This is a genomic window from Mediterraneibacter sp. 210702-DFI.5.30, from assembly GCF_020560115.1.
Lineage (GTDB): Bacteria > Bacillota > Clostridia > Lachnospirales > Lachnospiraceae > Mediterraneibacter > Mediterraneibacter faecis.
Genome location: NZ_JAJCME010000011.1, coordinates 36,848 through 54,226, shown reverse-complemented (window position 1 = coordinate 54,226; position 17,379 = coordinate 36,848). Strand labels below are relative to the sequence as shown.

The 17,379-nt window shown below is 43.0% G+C and carries 11 protein-coding genes; all 11 read left to right on the top strand.

The features are described from left to right. Window positions 1-18: 18 nt before the first annotated feature. On the top strand, window positions 19-2,778 hold the full coding sequence (locus tag LI126_RS11475) for a YodL domain-containing protein (RefSeq protein WP_227165421.1): 2,760 nt from the start codon (window positions 19-21) through the stop codon (window positions 2,776-2,778). Between the two features lie 27 nt (window positions 2,779-2,805). Then, entirely contained in the window at window positions 2,806-3,012 is a 207-nt protein-coding gene (locus tag LI126_RS11470; protein WP_172733506.1) for a hypothetical protein, read from the top strand. 284 nt (window positions 3,013-3,296) lie between these two features. Continuing rightward, entirely contained in the window at window positions 3,297-3,536 is a 240-nt protein-coding gene (locus LI126_RS11465) for a helix-turn-helix domain-containing protein (RefSeq protein ID WP_054337273.1), read from the top strand. Window positions 3,537-3,623: 87 nt separating this feature from the next. Beyond that, window positions 3,624-4,361: a LytR/AlgR family response regulator transcription factor gene (locus LI126_RS11460; protein WP_055059676.1), complete on the top strand. Its 738-nt coding sequence runs from the start codon at window positions 3,624-3,626 to the stop codon at window positions 4,359-4,361. Continuing rightward, the gene (locus tag LI126_RS11455; protein WP_227165420.1) at window positions 4,358-5,653 is read left to right on the top strand and encodes a sensor histidine kinase; all 1,296 of its coding nucleotides are present in this window, start codon (window positions 4,358-4,360) and stop codon (window positions 5,651-5,653) included. The genes LI126_RS11460 and LI126_RS11455 overlap by 4 nt, the downstream gene beginning before the upstream one ends. A 101-nt stretch (window positions 5,654-5,754) precedes the next feature. Next, window positions 5,755-5,913, top strand: coding sequence for a cyclic lactone autoinducer peptide (locus LI126_RS11450; protein WP_005344225.1), 159 nt, complete (start codon window positions 5,755-5,757; stop codon window positions 5,911-5,913). Then, window positions 5,913-6,512 carry an accessory gene regulator ArgB-like protein gene (locus LI126_RS11445; protein ID WP_055650139.1) on the top strand — a complete coding sequence of 200 codons (600 nt, stop codon included), beginning with the start codon at window positions 5,913-5,915 and terminating at the stop codon, window positions 6,510-6,512. The genes LI126_RS11450 and LI126_RS11445 overlap by 1 nt, the downstream gene beginning before the upstream one ends. Before the next feature lie 89 nt (window positions 6,513-6,601). After that, entirely contained in the window at window positions 6,602-7,321 is a 720-nt protein-coding gene (locus LI126_RS11440; RefSeq protein WP_179961961.1) for a thioesterase II family protein, read from the top strand. Window positions 7,322-7,331: 10 nt separating this feature from the next. After that, window positions 7,332-8,018 carry a 4'-phosphopantetheinyl transferase family protein gene (locus LI126_RS11435; protein WP_055650137.1) on the top strand — a complete coding sequence of 229 codons (687 nt, stop codon included), beginning with the start codon at window positions 7,332-7,334 and terminating at the stop codon, window positions 8,016-8,018. Between the two features lies 1 nt (window position 8,019). After that, a complete protein-coding gene (locus LI126_RS11430; RefSeq protein ID WP_227165419.1) occupies window positions 8,020-9,609 on the top strand; it encodes a (2,3-dihydroxybenzoyl)adenylate synthase in 1,590 nt (529 codons plus the stop codon). A gap of 14 nt (window positions 9,610-9,623) precedes the next feature. Next, window positions 9,624-17,300, top strand: coding sequence for a non-ribosomal peptide synthetase (locus LI126_RS11425; RefSeq protein ID WP_227165418.1), 7,677 nt, complete (start codon window positions 9,624-9,626; stop codon window positions 17,298-17,300). Window positions 17,301-17,379: the final 79 nt, after the last annotated feature.

Below are 17,379 nucleotides of genomic sequence, written 5' to 3'. Positions count from 1 at the left end.
AACACAGGAGGAATTTGAATGGCGAGAAGTATGATAACAGGAAAAGAAACGCAGAAAATGCAGGAATATACGCAGGAACGGATTGCTCAGGCAGAGCGTAGAGATATAGAATTTTCAACAGATGTAAAAGAACAGATTTTTGAATATGCGAATCTGATCGGCGAGGAAGAGAAAGTTAGGAATTTGGTAAGAAATCTGGCAGATGCAGTGAGTCAGGCAGATCAAGAAGGTGTAGAGGATTTGCTGGATGACGCAAGAATGGATATTCAAGAACTGCTGGATCCAACCATAGGTAAGCTGGAATTACGTGACTATGGATATACAGCAGAAGATATGGTGCCACTTAGAAAAGAAGCAGCCTTGGATTATCACAGAATGGGTTCTAAGATTTATTGCCTTGGAAGTGATGGCAGTAAAGGTGAATATGCGAGTAAAGAAATGATACAGGCACACGACGGTTTGTTTGGAATGGAATTGCAGATGTGGGAACGGATAAAGGATAACAACCTAGATTATGCAGAAGAAAATTTAGGAGCATTTCAGGAGCCTATGAGTGTCATTGAGCAGGAAGAAGCACTGAAATTATACGATGCAGGAGCAGATATCTATCTGATCACTAATTTTTCATCACCGATGTATGTCACAGAACGTATGGAAATTGAACGAGGACCAGAGCATTATCAGATGTCTATGACAGAACTGGAGCGTTTCCGTAACCTGGAATGGGAAATGCAGAAATATCCACAGATTCAGTCATTGAAAGAAGCAAACCTGTTGTTAGGAACAAGAAGGGTATTTGGTATTTATCAGATCCGGGATGATTCACCGGGCGAAAACTATGCTTTTATGAATATGAGTTTTATTGAAAGTCATGGTATGAAGATAAAAAAAGAAGATTACAAGCTGGTCTATGTTGGTGAATTATCAGGAAATATGTCACTGGATGATATTTTTGAAAGGTTCAACATTGATAGACCGGAAGATTTCCGTGGGCATTCCCTGTCTGTCAGTGATATCGTAGTTCTGAATGACGGGGAAAAAGTAACTGCTCATTTTGTAGACAGTATCAGTTTTGAACAGCTAGATTCTTTCCTGAATCTGGAAGAACAGGTCCTTAGTGAACTGGCATATGAGGTAGGAGAACGTTACTTTGCTATTCAGAGAACAGAAGAAGGATATGATTATTCCTTTTACGATGAAGATTTCCGCTTGATGGATGGTGGCGTTTATGAGAATGATGAAATTTCTATTGAAGAAGCGGCGGAGGAACTTTTGGAAGACGAAGGCTGGACTGGAGAACGCATCCGTGGAGATTATGATCGGTTGATGGAGAAAGTAGAAGAAATGGATGAAGTTGTAATGGCAGAGATTCAGAAAAGCCAGGGCGAATATAAGCCATTGGCAAAGGTGGAGGAACTGGAAGAGGCCAATTATAACATGATTGATAATGTACTCAATAATATGCCGCCTAAGAAAGAAGCTTATCTTGAATATTATGCTGCAGAATGTGATGAAATTCATGATATGGGAGCTTATGAGAAAAGCACAGATGTGAAAGAAATCGCAGCAATCTATGAGAAGTACAGAGAAGATCCGGAAAACGCTTATAAAGGCAGTGGAATGGGGATTATTTATCGTGATCCGGAGGATAGCTTGTTTGATGAAACAGAACTGTTGATTGTAATGGGAACAACGATACACGGCGACTTCTTGGATAATGTGCGGTTTTTAAAAGATCAGCCGGTGGTGCGTGAAGGTTTGGAGAAGATTCATAAAGCATTGCCTGATTATAAATATATCCCGATTCAGGATGTGCGTGAGGCAATGTATCCGAAAAAAATGACAACAGAAGAACTGGCAGCAGCATTGGATGAGATTGCGGAAGACTTCGATCCGTATGACTATCGGGACCATGTAGAGCCAGGGCAGGATACCATACAGGAAGTCATGCTGGATCTGCAAAGTGGAAATGTTGGTTCTTATATTTCCTTTCTGAAGGATGTGATTGAAGAAGACTGTGAGCAGTCCGTGTGGGCAGGTGTTTTGCTGGAACGGCTGAAATCCTACGAACCAGATATATCCAAAGAAACAGAGCCGATGGTGTATGTGAATTACTGTGAAAAGCGAGAGCTGATGGAACCACGCTGTCAGAAGCTCTCAGATCTGGATTCCCGTACTGCACAGAAGGATAAGGAATGGTACGCAGACCGTAATCCGAGGACGGATGAGCCGATGGTAACAGCCCAGATGTTTTTTACTATATATTATGCGGAAAAAGGCGATAAAATGCTGCAACATTTCAAAGGGAAAATAGATATTGGAACAGGAAATGGCGGTATTTTAAGTCAGCTGAAACTCCAAAATGAACTGAAACTTACGGATGAAAGCTGGATTGGTTATCTGAAAAACAAGGGAAATGAAGAGTTTCAGAAGTGTATGGAAGATCTGACCGATATGCAGAACCATGTGCTGCCATATTTGCAGAGCTTTTGCAGTCTGGAAGAAAAAAGTGTGCAGGAAAAGCAGGAACGGCAGGTTGCAGAAAAGCAGGACAGCAGAGTAGAAGCGTCAAGAGCAGCGAATGTGACAAAAGGGGATAATGACAAAGCTGTGAAAAAGGTAGTTTCGAGTATGCAAACAGAAAAGAATAAAGCAACTACGAAGGCAAAGAAGCCATCTATTCATGAACGACTGGAAATCAATAAGAGAAAAATCCAAGAAAAGCAGGGAAAAGATGAGCTGGAGAGAGGAGCTGATCGGGATGTAAGAACGGTATAAATTTATAGAAAGGCACTTGGCTCCGTTTTGGACATAGCAAAAGTGCTGACAGTGACGAACGAAGATGTGCTGCCTGCTTATTTGCAGAGAGTATCTGATTTTGAAGACTGCCTGCTTGCAACTTGTACGAAGGCGAATCAGTGTGATGCGAGTGTGACAAGGAATAAAAAGGATTTTCTTTCCTTTTGGATTACACTGCTTTCTCCGGAAGAACTGCTGAATATTTATTCGTAAAAATATGTTTTTACAATCGGCAGCAGAAGGAAAGTTGAATGATAACTCCGATCCAGCATACTGCAAAATATAAAAATTTTATAACAAAGTGGAAAACCCTGCGTAGGATCAGAAATGTTCTCACAGGGTTTCATGTATCTAATAAAATATAGAAATTTAGCGGATTTCTGCTAGAATAAGAAAAACTGTTAAAAAAATATCGTACATAGATCAAAAAGACTATATATGGGCGACCTTTTAAAGCCGATTTATATAAAATAGAAGAAAAAAAGGTGGTCGATACCGTGGATATAAAAACAGCGGTCATATATCGTTTAAACGATCTGATTAATCAGAAAGATATCACAGTGAATGAGGCGGCGGTATGTTCTGGCGTTCCTCCTTCAACATTAAAGAATATTTTGTATGGTCAGAGTAAGAATGCTGGCGTAGTTACAATAAAAAAGATATGCGATGGATTGGATGTCACAATACAGGAATTTTTTGCTGATCCCATCTTTGCAGATTTGGAACCCGAACTATAGGAAGAGTAAATGCTCATAGGATTCAGATTCTGCAGGATGGATTTTTTATGAAAAAGGGTTAGGGGAAACTAACTTAGGAGGACATAGATGTATAAAATAGCAATTTGCGATGATGATAAAAATTACAGGGAGAAAATAGAGAAGGTTATAGAAACGGAAGGGATTCTTCCTAAGAGCGAGATACGGTTTTATGAATACGAGTCAGGAAAGGAACTACTGAAAAATGCTGATATTTTGCATGATTTGGTCTTTATGGATATGCGTATGCCCGGATTGGATGGGAATAAATCGGTACTGAAGCTGAGGGAATACAATAGGGCAGCGATATTGGTGTTCTGCTCCGGATACTTTGAACCGACTTCAGACAGCATCAATATTGGGCAGCCGTTCCGGTATATTATGAAAGACTTGCATGACAGAAGTCTAAAAAGGGAAATCCCTGCAATTTTATCAAAAGTAAAATTGCACTGTGGAGATTCTTCCGTGACGGTTACATCAGCGGGAAGAGTAATTCGTATCTATACGGAAGACATTTTATATATCTGTCTGGCGAAAAGGGGTTGCTCTATATACGTTGCTAGGCAGGGGGAGATAGATGAGATGCATTGTAAGGAATCTTTAGGCGATTTATATGAACGTCTGGCCGGAAGGGGATTTGAGTATGCACATAACAGTTATATTGTAAATCTGGCGAAAGTGGAAGGATTGGAAAAGAATGTGGCGCTGCTACAGATGGGAATCCAATTGAATGTTTCAAGGTCGAGAAAAGGTCAGTTTGCTGACGCTCTGATCATGTTTCTTGGGGAAAGGAACGGCATGGTATGATAGTAAGAGATTTTTTGATCTGCCTTCTTCAAATGTATCTGTTGGAAGATCTGGAAAAGAACATGCTTCCATACAGAAGAGAAAACTTTTGGGGAAAATTTCTCATATATTTTGTCGTAGCGCTGATAATGCTCGGAATCAACCACTTGGAATCCTCAATATTTAATATGGTAATGATTCCGGTAACGTATATGATTGTGTCAATGGTTGTGTTCCGGGGAAATATATGGAAGAAGCTGGTTATAGTATGCTGCTATTATGTGCTGGCAATTATTCCTGAATTTCTCTTTGCAACGCTTACGAATGCGTATGGCGTGACTGGTGCATCTGAGGGTTTTGGGACGGAAATAGAAAAAACATTAGCGCTACTACTGATGAGTACCATGACATTTCTGTTTATTAAATGCATTAATCAGGTAACGAGAAAAAGGAATTATCTGACGATTGAGAATAAAACTTTTACTGTGCTGCTCATGCTGCCAACCGCTACGATCATTATATTAGGATGTGTGTTTTATTCAAATATTTCTTTTGAAGGAATGAACAGGGTTATGGTTCCGGTAGGAGCTTCGCTGCTGCTATTGACGAATATCTTCATTTTCTCAGTGTTTGACCGGTTTGTAGAGAAATCAGAAGAAGTGAAGAAGATGGACCGGCTTTACCAGAAAAGCAGGGCGGAGATTGCTAATTTACAGTATATGAATAAGGTCAATGAGGATAACAGGGCATTCTTACACGATATAAATAAATTTATTTGTACAGTAGCCGGTTTGATGGAAGAAGGAGAAAATCAAGAGGTTAAGGAGATTATGGAACATTTAGGTGTCCGGATTCAGAGCCTTCAAAAAGGTGTGTATTGCGAACACCCGATCTTGAACAGCATCCTGTGCGAAAGGAAATTCCTTGCGGAATCTAAGAATATTTCCTATAAGATTACCCTGGGTAATGATCTCAGGCTGGACTTTCTGGAAGAACTGGATATGATCTCAATCGTAGGTAATCTTTTGGATAACGCACTGGAAGCGGCAGAAAAGACAAAAGATGGCCGATATGTGGAATGCAGGATGTATATGGGAAATGAGGAACATTTCCTTGTTATGGAATTTTGCAACGGGTATGTTGTTCCACTGTTAAAGGACAAGGACCGGTACATAAGCACCAAAAGAGATGCAGACAGTCACGGGATCGGACTGCACACGGTTGGAAAACTGGTTAAAAAGTATGCGGGAATTATGCGAGTGGAGGCAGGAGAACGGGAGTTCTCTGTTAAGCTGATCTTTACAATCAAATAAGGACGTGCAAAAATCGCCCAAAAAGTTACCGTTTTTGCCACGGTAATTGAAAAGAGGGCGATTTTTGTGTAAACTTTCGGAAAAAAGGAGGCTTTGTAACTATGAAAAAAATAATCAGAAAAAACCTGGGAATCAAACTGCTTGGAGCTGTAAACTGTCTTGCACTCTGCTTGACGGCGTATACGGCAAATCTGGCGTGCAACTGGCTGTACTATCAGGAAGATGAGCCGGAAGAAGTTAAGAAAATGAGGAAATTCTAGTGTGGAAAAAAATGGCTGGTCGGCTTTTTGAACTACAAAGCAGGAATGGGATTCTTGAAGAGAAAGACCGCAGGCTGTATGAATATGCTTACGGCGTACTGCTGGGCAGGGTGGTAATATACCTTATCATCGTCATACTTGGCATCATAACGGGGAATTGGATGGAGATGATAGTCTTTTTATTGCCCTTTACTGTTTTAAGGCAGTATGCCGGAGGGATTCATTTGGAAAAGGCAGGGGGCTGCATGGCTGTTTCCGGTATCCTTGTCCTTCTATGCAGTCTGTATCTGGCGTCTGCTCCGGCTGTAATATGGCAAATGCGGATCATATGGTTTGTCGCGGTTGGCGTTATATTTATCATGGCGCCGGTAGATGCCAGCAGCAAGAAGTTGGATGCGAAAGAGAAAAAAGTTTATGGGATGCGCGCGAGGGTAATTTTAGTTATTGAATGCGCGATAGCAGGTGTTTTTTCTGTGATTGGATATTCCCTGATCGTAAACGGGATTATGGTAGCGCATATTGTTTTGGCGTCCGGTTTGATATTAGGATGGATCAAAAATTTTTTTGACAAAGAGTTAGATGTAACTAATTACAGGTAGAAATAAGAAGTGATTGAGAAAAACATATTACAAAATGATGGTAAACAGAGAGAAAAAGAACATTATGCCAGAGGAATATAAAAGTGAATATGAAATTGATAAAAAATACGGAAAATATTAGTAAAGAGAAAATAACCTTGTTTTGTCTGCCATTTGCGGGAGGCGGTGCTTCTGCTTATAACCAGTGGGCGAAAAAGATGCAGGGGAAAGTAACGGTATGTCCAGTTCAGCTTCCGGGAAGGGAAGAACAGATCATGGAGAAACCGTATATAGATATGTCGGTTATGTTAGATGACCTGGAAGAGGCTGTAAGAAAGGTTGTGTACGGACCGTATGCCTTATGGGGACACAGTATGGGTGGGAAGATCTCTTATGAGCTGGAAAAACGGTTGGAGGCAGCGGGATATACTGCAAAATGTCTGTTTATTTCCGGCAGCCGGGTTCCTAGTATTCCGGAGCCAAATCCAATCTATCATCTTCCGGATGAAGCGTTTAAGAGGGAACTGGGAAGATTTGAAGGGACGCCAAAAGAGATACTAGAGAATCAGGAATTGTTGGATTTCTTTCTGCCTATGCTGCGGGCGGATTTTACCATGGATGAAACGTATTATGATAAAGCGGGAGTAGTGCTGCATACACCTATCTCTGCATTTGGCGGAGAAAAGGACGACGAAGCGGATGAGAGTGCGATCTTGGAATGGGGAAAGTATACGGACAATGATTTTAACTACCGGATATTTCCGGGAGGACATTTTTATCTGAGGGATTGTGAAGACGAAGTAATAAGTGAGGTCATGAGACTGCTTTAGAGAATGAAAAATGGAGATTAAACGATACGGAGAAAAGGAATTTCTGTCAGCAGACAAACTTTATATCCGTGAAAATGAGATACATATATGGTGTATCCGCTGGCCTGAAATGACAGATTTCTGGAAGAACCATGAATATATCCTGAGTGGGCAGGAATTGGAGCAAGCCGGAAGATTCCGTTTTCCTGAAGACAGGATGCGTTATATAGCCGGGAAGGTTGTCGTGCGGATCCTCTTAAAAAGATACTTAGATATGGAAACGATTGATTTTTCTGTCAATGAACTGGGTAAGCCTTATCATAAAAAGATTGCGGGAAAGCGGACAGTGGATTTTAACATTTCGCACTCGGGTGAATTCATACTGGCGGTATTCGCTGTCGGAATGGATATCGGAGTAGATGTGCAGGAGATGGCAGAGTGCCCGGACTATAGGGAGATAGCGGAAAATTTTTATACTGCAGAAGAAGCGGAAGATGTAAAAAATGAAGGACCGGATCTGTTTTTCCAGTACTGGGCGGCGAAAGAGGCATATGTAAAGGCGCTTGGAATTGGATTAGGAAGAGGAATGGATTTCTTCTCTGTCAGAAACGAGAAAATTGCAGAAAAAGATAAGAAAGATCAGGACTGGTTTCTGTATCCGGTCAGGATCAAAGGATATGCTGCGTATGTGGCGGCGCATGAGAAAGGAGACAGATAAAATGGGTTATAAGAAAGATATGAGCAAATATGAGAATCTGGAAGGCTGGGAGAGATGTGGATTTGGAGAACAGCTTGATAGGTGGGCGGAAAAATATGGAGAAAGAATTGCGGTCACGGACAGTGAAGACGAGATCAGTTATATGGAATTAAAGCAAAAAGCAGATTGTCTTGCGGCAGCTTTTCTGCGTAAAGGGATTTTAAAGGGAGACAAAGTGCTTGTGCAGCTTCCGAATAGGATTTCTTTTGTGATCGTGTTTTTTGCGCTTTCCAAGATTGGGGCGGTGCCAATCATGATGCTGACGGCCCACAGGGAGGCGGAACTGGAAGGAATTATTGAACTGGCAAAGCCGACCGCTTATATTGTGGTGGAGAAATATCTGGGATTTTCATATGTGCCGATGGCAAATGCGATGAAAGAGAAATATTCATGTATCCGGCATATATTTGTAGATAGCGAATCCGGGGATATCAGTGGAATGATTGCGGAAACGTGTGGAGAAAATGGAGCATTTCCGGCTGTGGACGGGTATGAAACGGCGGTGCTTTTGCTGTCCGGCGGGACGACAGGGGTTCCGAAACTGATTCCGCGCACCCATACGGATTATATGTATAATGCCCGCATGTCCGCGAAGAGATGCCGCCTGGATAGCAGTGACGTTTATCTGGCGTCTCTTCCGGTAGCTCATAATTTCCCGTTATGCTGCCCGGGGCTTTTAGGCACGCTGGACGTGGGAGGAAAAGTTGTGCTTGCGTCTGCGACCAGCCCGGACGATATTCTTGACGCAATTACAGAGGAAGGCGTTACGATTACCGCATTGGTTCCTGCTATGGTTACTGTGTGCATGGAAATGTTGGAATGGGATGAAGATTATGACATATCCAGCCTGCGAATTTTGCAGGTGGGCGGCGCAATGCTGGAAGATTCCCTTGCAGATAAGATCATTGAAGAATGGCCTTGCAAACTGATGCAGGTATTTGGTACGGCGGAGGGGCTGCTGTCCTTTACCAGTCCGGAAGATGAAGATTCCCTGATCGTAAGATGCCAGGGAACTCCGGTGTCTCCTGCGGATGAAGTGAAGATTGTGGATGAAGAGGATAAGACCGTACCGGAAGGAGTTTTTGGGGAATTATTATCCAGAGGCCCGTATACGATTGATGGTTATTATATGGCGGAGGAAGCGAATAAAAAGAGCTTTACGCCGGACGGATTTTATCGGACGGGCGATAAGGCTATGTGGACGAAAGACGGAAGACTGCGTTTGGGTGGGAGGATCAAAGAGCAGATTAACCGCGCCGGAGAAAAGATCATGCCTTCAGAGATTGAAGCTTACCTTTGCAGGCATCTGGAGATCAAAGAGGCAGCCGTTGTCGGCGTTCCGGATGAAACCCTTGGAAATCGGATATGCGCATTCCTTGTAACCGATGATGAAGCCGGGATCGATTTACAGGAAATCCACAGGTTTCTACGGGAAATAGGCGTTGCGGCGTATAAAATGCCAGATCAGATAGAACGGGTTGAAACATGGCCGCTGACCAGCGTAGGGAAAATAGATAAGAAAGCATTAGAACGGATGGCTCAGGAAAAGTAGAAGGAGACAGTAGCATGGAATATATAGAGATAAAGGAACAGATCAAACAAAAACTGCCGGTAGCCAGAGATTTTGGAGATTCCGAAAATCTGTTGGAGCTTGGGCTTTCATCCCTGACGATCATGCGTCTGGTAAACCAGTGGAGAAAACAGGGGGTTAAGGTTTCTTTCGGTTCATTGATGGAAAATCCCACCTTTGAAGGCTGGTGGGCGTTAATCCAGCGCAGCATGAAGAAAAAAGCGGGCAAAAAACGGGCGCAAGAATCTAAGATAACGCCGGAAAAGGATATGAAACAGCCGTTTCCTTTAACAGACGTACAGTATGCATATTGGGTTGGCAGGGATGAAGAACAGTATCTTGGAGGGATAGACTGTCACGCATATTTGGAGTTTGATGGGGAAAACATAGAACCGGAGCGTCTGGAAAAAGCATGGAATGTACTGCAGTATCATCATCCTATGCTGCGCGCCTGCTTTTTGGATGATGGAACACAGAAAATCCTGGATAAGCCGTATTGTGAAAAAATAAAGGTTCATGATTTTTCCCGGATGTCATCTGAGGAAGCAGAGGCAATGGCAGTATCTGTCAGAGAACGTTTATCCCATCGGAAGTTAAAGATTGAGGAAGGCGAAGTAGCAGGAATAGAGCTTACGCTTTTTCCTGAAAATAAGGCACGCCTTCATGTGGACATGGCGCTTCTGGTTGCTGATGTACAGAGTCTGCAGATATTATTGAGGGATTTGGCATCTGCTTACCGAGGGGAAAACCTGCCGAAAGAATCAAAAGGGTGGAATTTTGCTTCCTATCTGGAACGGCAGAAACAGGAAGAAGGGGAGGAACGGAAAAACGCAGAAAAATACTGGAAGAATCGTTTAGAGCATTTGCCAAAAGGCCCTGACCTTCCATTGGCAAAACGTCCGCAAGAAGTGGAAAAAACGGTGTTCAACCGCAGGATTGTGAGAATCGAAAAGGAAGAATGGGATCATTTGCAAATGCGGGCAAAAAAATACCAGACAACTCCGGCAATGGTTCTTCTTACTGCATATGCGGTGGTTCTGGAACGATGGAGCAGGAATCATTGTTTCCTTATTAACATTCCGTTTTTTAACCGGAAAACAGAGCAGCAGGGGTTAGAGGAAGTAATAGCAGATTTTACTACTCTGTTATTGCTGGAGATTAACTGCGAAGAAAATCCGACTTTTGCGGAATTGTTGGACAGGATTCAGAAGCAGCTTCATGAGGATATGAAGTATACGGCATATTCCGGCGTGCAAGTCCAGAGAGATCTTGCACAGATGTATGGAGACGCATCGGCAGTGGCGCCGGTTGTTTTTGCCTGCAATCTGGGAACGCCGTTGGTAAATGATACGTTCCGGAAAGAACTGGGGCAGTTTTCCTATATGATTTCCCAAACGCCGCAGGTGTGGAATGACTTCCAGAGTTATGAAGATGAAAATGGCGTACAGCTTACATGGGACAGCGTGGATAAGTTATTCCCGGAGAATATGATCCCGGATATGCTGGAGTGTTTTGAGAATCTTCTGCATGAATTGGGAAAGAAGGACTGGAATCAGCGATTTGATGTGCTTCCTGAAAAAAGAAAAAGAGAAATTGAAGATACAGCGCGTACAGGAGTGCCGGAGCGTGTGGAATGCCTGCATTGGGCTGTTATGAACCATGCGGAAGTTTGCCCGGAAGATATTGCGCTTATTGATGCGGGAAGCGGAAGATCGGTTTCCTATGGGGAATTAAAAGCACGGGCGACAGCAGTGGCGGCAGGGATTTCAGAAAAGGATATTAAGGGAGTCCCGGTTGCACTTACCCTGCCGCGCGGGATAGAACAGATCGAGGCGGCACTAGGAATTTTGCTTTCCGGAAATTCATACCTTCCGGTCAGCTTAAGCCAGCCTAAAGATCGGAGAGCGTTAATCCATGAGAAGACGGGAGTCCGCTATGTGGTCACGAATCGGGAATTATCCGAAAAACTGGACTGGCCGGAAGGTACGGAAATCCTTGTGATGGAAGGTATGGAAGAGGGACAGGAAAATGTGAGACTGCCAGAGGTGTCGCCGAAGGACAGCGCCTATATCATCATGACGTCAGGCTCTACAGGTGTTCCGAAGGGTGTAGAGATTGCGCATGAAAGCGCATGGAATACGGTTCAGGATATTAATGAAAAGTACCATGTGACAAGTTCAGATCGGGCGCTGGCTGTATCAGCTATGGATTTTGACCTGTCGGTATATGATGTTTTTGGAATTTTAGGCGCAGGAGGAACATTGGTATTGCTTCCAGAGCAGGAGAGAAGGAATGCGGATTACTGGCTGGAACAAGTGTTGAAATATCAGATTACCGTTTGGAATTCAGTGCCGGTGCTTCTGGATATGCTTTTGATACGGGCGGAATCCATGAAACAGAAACTGCCGATCAGGGCGGTTATGCTTTCCGGAGATTGGATTGGGACGGATCTCCCGCAGAGGGTTGCGGCATGGACAGAGGATTGCCAGTTTGTCGCTATGGGAGGAGCTACAGAGGCAAGTATCTGGTCCAATTATCAGAATGTTACCCTGCCGATGCCGAAAAACTGGAAATCTATTCCTTATGGAAAGCCACTCAGATATCAGGCATATCGTGTTGTGGATGAGTATGGAAGGGATTGCCCTTACTGGGCAGAAGGCGAACTCTGGATTGGCGGTTTTGGTGTAGCAAAAGGATATAGGGGAGATTCTGCGCTTACGGGGCAGAAATTTATCACAGATCAGTATGGAAGATGGTATCGGACCGGCGATCTCGGAAGAATCTGGGATGATGAGACAATTGAATTTTTGGGAAGAAAAGACCATCAGGTAAAGATTCGCGGACACAGGATTGAATTGGGAGAAATTGAACATGTGATTCAGGAGTTTCCGGGTGTGGCTCATGCAGTTGTTGATACAGTTAGTGATGGTCATGGCAATAAAACGCTGGCTGCTTATATCGGAGCGCCGATACAGGAAGATTCTAAAGTTACAACGTATTTGTACGGCACAGATATCTTTGGCGGGGGCTGGAAAGAACTGAAGGATGATGTCAGCAATTGGCAGATGCAGCAGGAACGGAAGACAGCATACAAAAATTTCCTTGCCTATGCAGACCAGAGATGTGTACAGCTTATGCTGGAGACACTCATAGAGTTAGGCATTTTTGTATCAGAGAAGGAAGTTCTTTCGCAGAAGGAAATTTTTGAAAAAGGGAGCATTACGGAAACACAGAAGAATACTGTGGCAAGATGGTTGGAAATTTTAAAGAAGGAAGGAATCCTGAGAGAAGAGGACGGCAGACTATCGCGTACCGGGAAGGAAGTGGCTGTACCGGAAAAAGCTGGAGATACGGAAACGTATTTTAATAAACTGAAGCCGTATCTGAAGCATATGGTTACTGGGAATGAAGTTCCGCTGGACGTATTCTACCAGAAAGAGCCGGCTTTGGCTCCGAATATGCTGCTTCGGAGGATTCCGGGCTGCGAGGAAACAGTGGAAAGACTGGTGCAGGGATTAAGGCTTCTGGCAGAAGAACGCAGAAAAGAGCCACTCCAGATTATAGAAATTGGTACAAGGGACACTGCAATTACAAGACAGTTTTTGAATGCACTGGAAGATGTAAGCGTGGCTTATACTTATGCGGATTCTTCAAAATATTTTCTGCAGGAAGCAGAGAAAGAACTTGCGGGATATGAGAGAGTCGAGTTTGAGATGCTGAATCTGGAAGAAGGCATGGATAAGCAGCAGATGTCCTTGCATAGTTATGACGTTGTGATATCGGTAAATGCTTTACATAGAAATATTGATGCTGCGGATGCGGTAAAGAAAGTAGCGGAATTACTGAAGCCAAACGGAATATTGCTGATGACTGACCTTGTGGTAAGGACATACCTTCAGGAACTTACAGCGGCTTTTTTGGAAAATGGTTTTGCGGATATTCGGGACAAGAGAAAAGAAGCAGGGCTGGTTACCCCGGATTGCCTGCTGTGGAGAGAATGTTTATCAGAGGCAGGATTGGGCGAAGACTGTGCTGTGACAGAGAGATATGGAAGATGTATATGCTGCAGCAGACAGCAGGCGTCTGTCCTGTCCTATCATAATGGAGCACTAAGGGAATATCTGTCAGAAAAACTGCCGGAGTATATGGTTCCACAGAATTATCATTTCATGGAGCAGCTCCCAACATTGTCCAATGGGAAGATTAACAGGAAGCAATTGCGGGAAGATTTTAAAGAAGAAACTGCGGTTATCCGATTTTCAAAGTCAACGACAGAAACAGAAGAAAAGCTTTTAGATATCTGGAAACAATTATTTGGATATGAAAATATCGGAATTGAAGATAATTATTTTAGCCTTGGGGGAGACTCGCTGATTGCCACAAGGTTGATCTCGGAAGTACAGAAAACCTTCGGCTGCAAAATAACGATCAGCACGATTTTTGAAAATCTGACCGTAAAATCTCTGGCAAAAGCTATTGAACAGTCCGAACAGAAAGAAGAAGATACACTGCAGATCAAACCGAATCTGAAGGAAGCATATCATCCGTTCCCATTAACCGATGTGCAGTATGCTTACTGGCTTGGCAGAAGCGGATTGTATGAATTGGGGAATGTTGCAACGCACTGTTATTTTGAACTGGATGCAGACGGCCTTGATACTGAGTGCGCAGAGACGGCATGGAATCTGTTGATACAGAGGCATGGGATGATGCGTGTTATTATCCAGCCGGATGGTATGCAGCGCATACTGGAGAATACTCCCCAGTATCATATTGACGTGACGGATATCCGACAATTGGAAGTGACAGAAAAAGAAAAGGCATTGGATGAAAAACGGGCAGAGATGTCTCATCAGGTAATTCAGACAGATGAATGGCCTCTGTTTGATGTGCGAATCACTAAAATAGAGGACCAGAAGCATAGAATCCATATCAGTTTTGACAATATTATCTTTGATGGCTGGAGTATGTTCCATCTCTTAAATGAGTGGGCAGAAGTATATCGAAATGGAAAAGCGGAAATGCCGATTACTTTGTCTTTCCGGGATTACGTGCTGGGACTGGAGCAGATAAAGTCTACCTCTGCTTATGAGAAAGATAAAAAATATTGGGAAGACCGGGTGGAGACTTTTGCGGACGCACCGGATCTGCCGCTTGCAAAGAACGAAAGCCAGATTACAGAGCAGCGTTTCTGTCGCCGGAGCGCAAAACTGTCACAGAAAGAATGGCAGTCTGTAAAAGACGCGGCGGGAAGACTGGAGGTAACGCCTTCTGTTCTTTTGATGAGTGCTTATGCGGAGACTCTCCGCTTGTGGAGCAGTAATAAGGATTTTACACTTAATCTGACGCAGTTTGACCGGAAACAATTGCATCCGGAAGTGAACAATCTGGTTGGAGATTTTACAACACTGACATTGCTGGAGATAAAGAATGCAGGGAATAATTTTGCGGAAAGGACAAAGGCAATTCAGAAGCAGCTTACAGAAGATCTGGAGCATACAGCTTATGGCGCGGTTGAACTGGAGCGCGAATTAAAGAAAAAGACTGGAAATATGCGGGGCGCTATTATGCCGGTAGTGTTTACCAGTGGCCTTGGCGTGGAGCAGTGGAATGAAGGAAAGTGGCTTGGAAAACTGAACTATAACATTTCACAGACGCCGCAGGTGTGGCTGGATCATCAGGTGGTTGAAATGGATGGCTGTTTATGCCTGTTTTGGGATTCCGTGGACGAATTATTTTATCCGGGAATGCTGGATGAGATGTTCCGGGCATATACCGGCCTGCTTCATACGCTAGCAGTTCATCCGGAGATCATGCAGGAAAAAACGGCAAGTCTGGTAACAGCGGAAATTTCAGAAAAACGGCGTCAGGCGAATGAAACGGCGGCTGAATTTGAAGAGAAAACGTTGGATGGATTATTCTTGGAGGCGGCAGACAAATTTCCGGATAAGGAGGCGCTGGTAACGTGCAGCAGGCGGATGACTTATCGGGAGATAAAAGAAGAGGCGTTTTACATTTCCGGGCAGTTGAAGAGCATGGGAATAAAAAAAGAAGAGACGGTAGCTGTATTTATGGAAAAAGGGTGGGAGCAGGTAGTTGCTGTTTATGGAATCCTGTTTGCCGGAGCCGCATATCTTCCGATAGATATCCATAATCCGAGAGAACGAGTTGAAAAGATTCTCCGTGACAGTGGAACAAGAATCATTCTTGTGCAGAATCAGGCGGATGAGCAGGATACCGAATGGATGCACGAGTGGGATTGTATTCCTGTGTCGGGATTAAAAGGTAATTCTGAATACAAAGCACAGGAGAATAAGGTGGGAGATCTTGCGTATGTGATCTATACGTCGGGAACAACCGGGATGCCGAAAGGAGTAATGATTACTCACCATAATGCAGTGAATACAATACTGGATATCAATGCACGCTATCAGATTACAGAACAGGATACGGCGTTTGGAATCTCCAATCTTCATTTTGACCTGTCTGTTTATGATGTTTTTGGCGTTTTAGGCGCAGGTGGTAAATTGGTTCTTCCGGATCCGGAATATGGAAAAGATCCAGCGCATTGGATTCACTGGTTGAATCATGAGAATATTACCGTATGGAACAGCGTGCCAGCTTTTGTAGAAATGCTGGCAGAATATGAGGAATATCAAAGGCAGGTAACTTCACAATCGCTGCGGTTGATAATGATGAGTGGCGACTGGGTTCCTGTTTCACTTCCGGGGAGAATTCGTAATCTGTTCCAGAATGTTGAGATTGTTGCTCTTGGAGGAGCAACAGAAGGCAGTATCTGGTCTAATCATTTCGAGATTCCAGAGGTTGTGCCGGAAGATTGGAAGAGTATTCCGTATGGAAAACCACTTGCAAACCAGAAGTATTATATTCTGGATCAGAATATGGAAGATTGTCCGGACTGGGTACCAGGGACGCTTTATATTGCCGGAGACGGTGTTGCACAGGGATATTTAAACGATAAAGAAAAAACAGAGGAAAAATTTGTTGTTTTAGATAGAAATGGAGAACGACTGTATTGTACCGGGGATATGGGACGGTACTGGAATGACGGTAATATTGAATTCCTTGGAAGACTGGATAATCAGGTGAAAATCAATGGGTACAGGGTAGAGTTGGGCGAAATTGAAGCTGCTGTATCCGATATTTTCCCAGAAAATAGGTCTGTGGTAATTCCTATTAAAAGGAACAATGGAATTGTAATAATTGGAATAGTAGAAGGAAAACTTTATTACGATGAAAAAATAATTAAGAAAAAATTAGAATCGACAATTCCTAAATATGAGATACCAAAGCGGATTTTTAATATAAATGAGTTTCCACTTACAGATAATGGCAAGATAAATAGAAAAAAATTGGCAGAAGAGTATCAATACGAGGAAGAAAATAATAAGGAAAAAACAGAAATAACAACTCCTTTGGAAAGGGGACTTTTAGACGAGTATGAAAATATCCTGAGGATTCGCGTAAGTGTTGATAAAGAATTTTTCTCTATTGGAGGAGATTCATTAAATGCATTGAAACTAATAAGGAAGATAAATGAAAAATATAATATCGTAATAACGATAAAAGATTTGTATGAAAATGCGAGTGTAAGAAAATTGGCAAAGAGAATTATAGAAAAGACGGAGGACTATAATGAAGGAATATTATAAAAGATAATTGCAAAATAATTTGGAAATCGGAAGGGTAGATAAAATTTATTGTGTTTGAAAATTATTAAGGCAGGGTGAA

Coding starts and splice junctions, on each gene's coding strand:
- LI126_RS11475 (WP_227165421.1), top strand. CDS start 19: ATGGCGAGAAGTATGATAACAGGAAAAGAAACGCAGAAAATGCAGGAA.
- LI126_RS11430 (WP_227165419.1), top strand. CDS start 8,020: ATGGGTTATAAGAAAGATATGAGCAAATATGAGAATCTGGAAGGCTGG.
- LI126_RS11435 (WP_055650137.1), top strand. CDS start 7,332: ATGGAGATTAAACGATACGGAGAAAAGGAATTTCTGTCAGCAGACAAA.
- LI126_RS11460 (WP_055059676.1), top strand. CDS start 3,624: ATGTATAAAATAGCAATTTGCGATGATGATAAAAATTACAGGGAGAAA.
- LI126_RS11425 (WP_227165418.1), top strand. CDS start 9,624: ATGGAATATATAGAGATAAAGGAACAGATCAAACAAAAACTGCCGGTA.
- LI126_RS11455 (WP_227165420.1), top strand. CDS start 4,358: ATGATAGTAAGAGATTTTTTGATCTGCCTTCTTCAAATGTATCTGTTG.
- LI126_RS11440 (WP_179961961.1), top strand. CDS start 6,602: ATGAAATTGATAAAAAATACGGAAAATATTAGTAAAGAGAAAATAACC.
- LI126_RS11450 (WP_005344225.1), top strand. CDS start 5,755: ATGAAAAAAATAATCAGAAAAAACCTGGGAATCAAACTGCTTGGAGCT.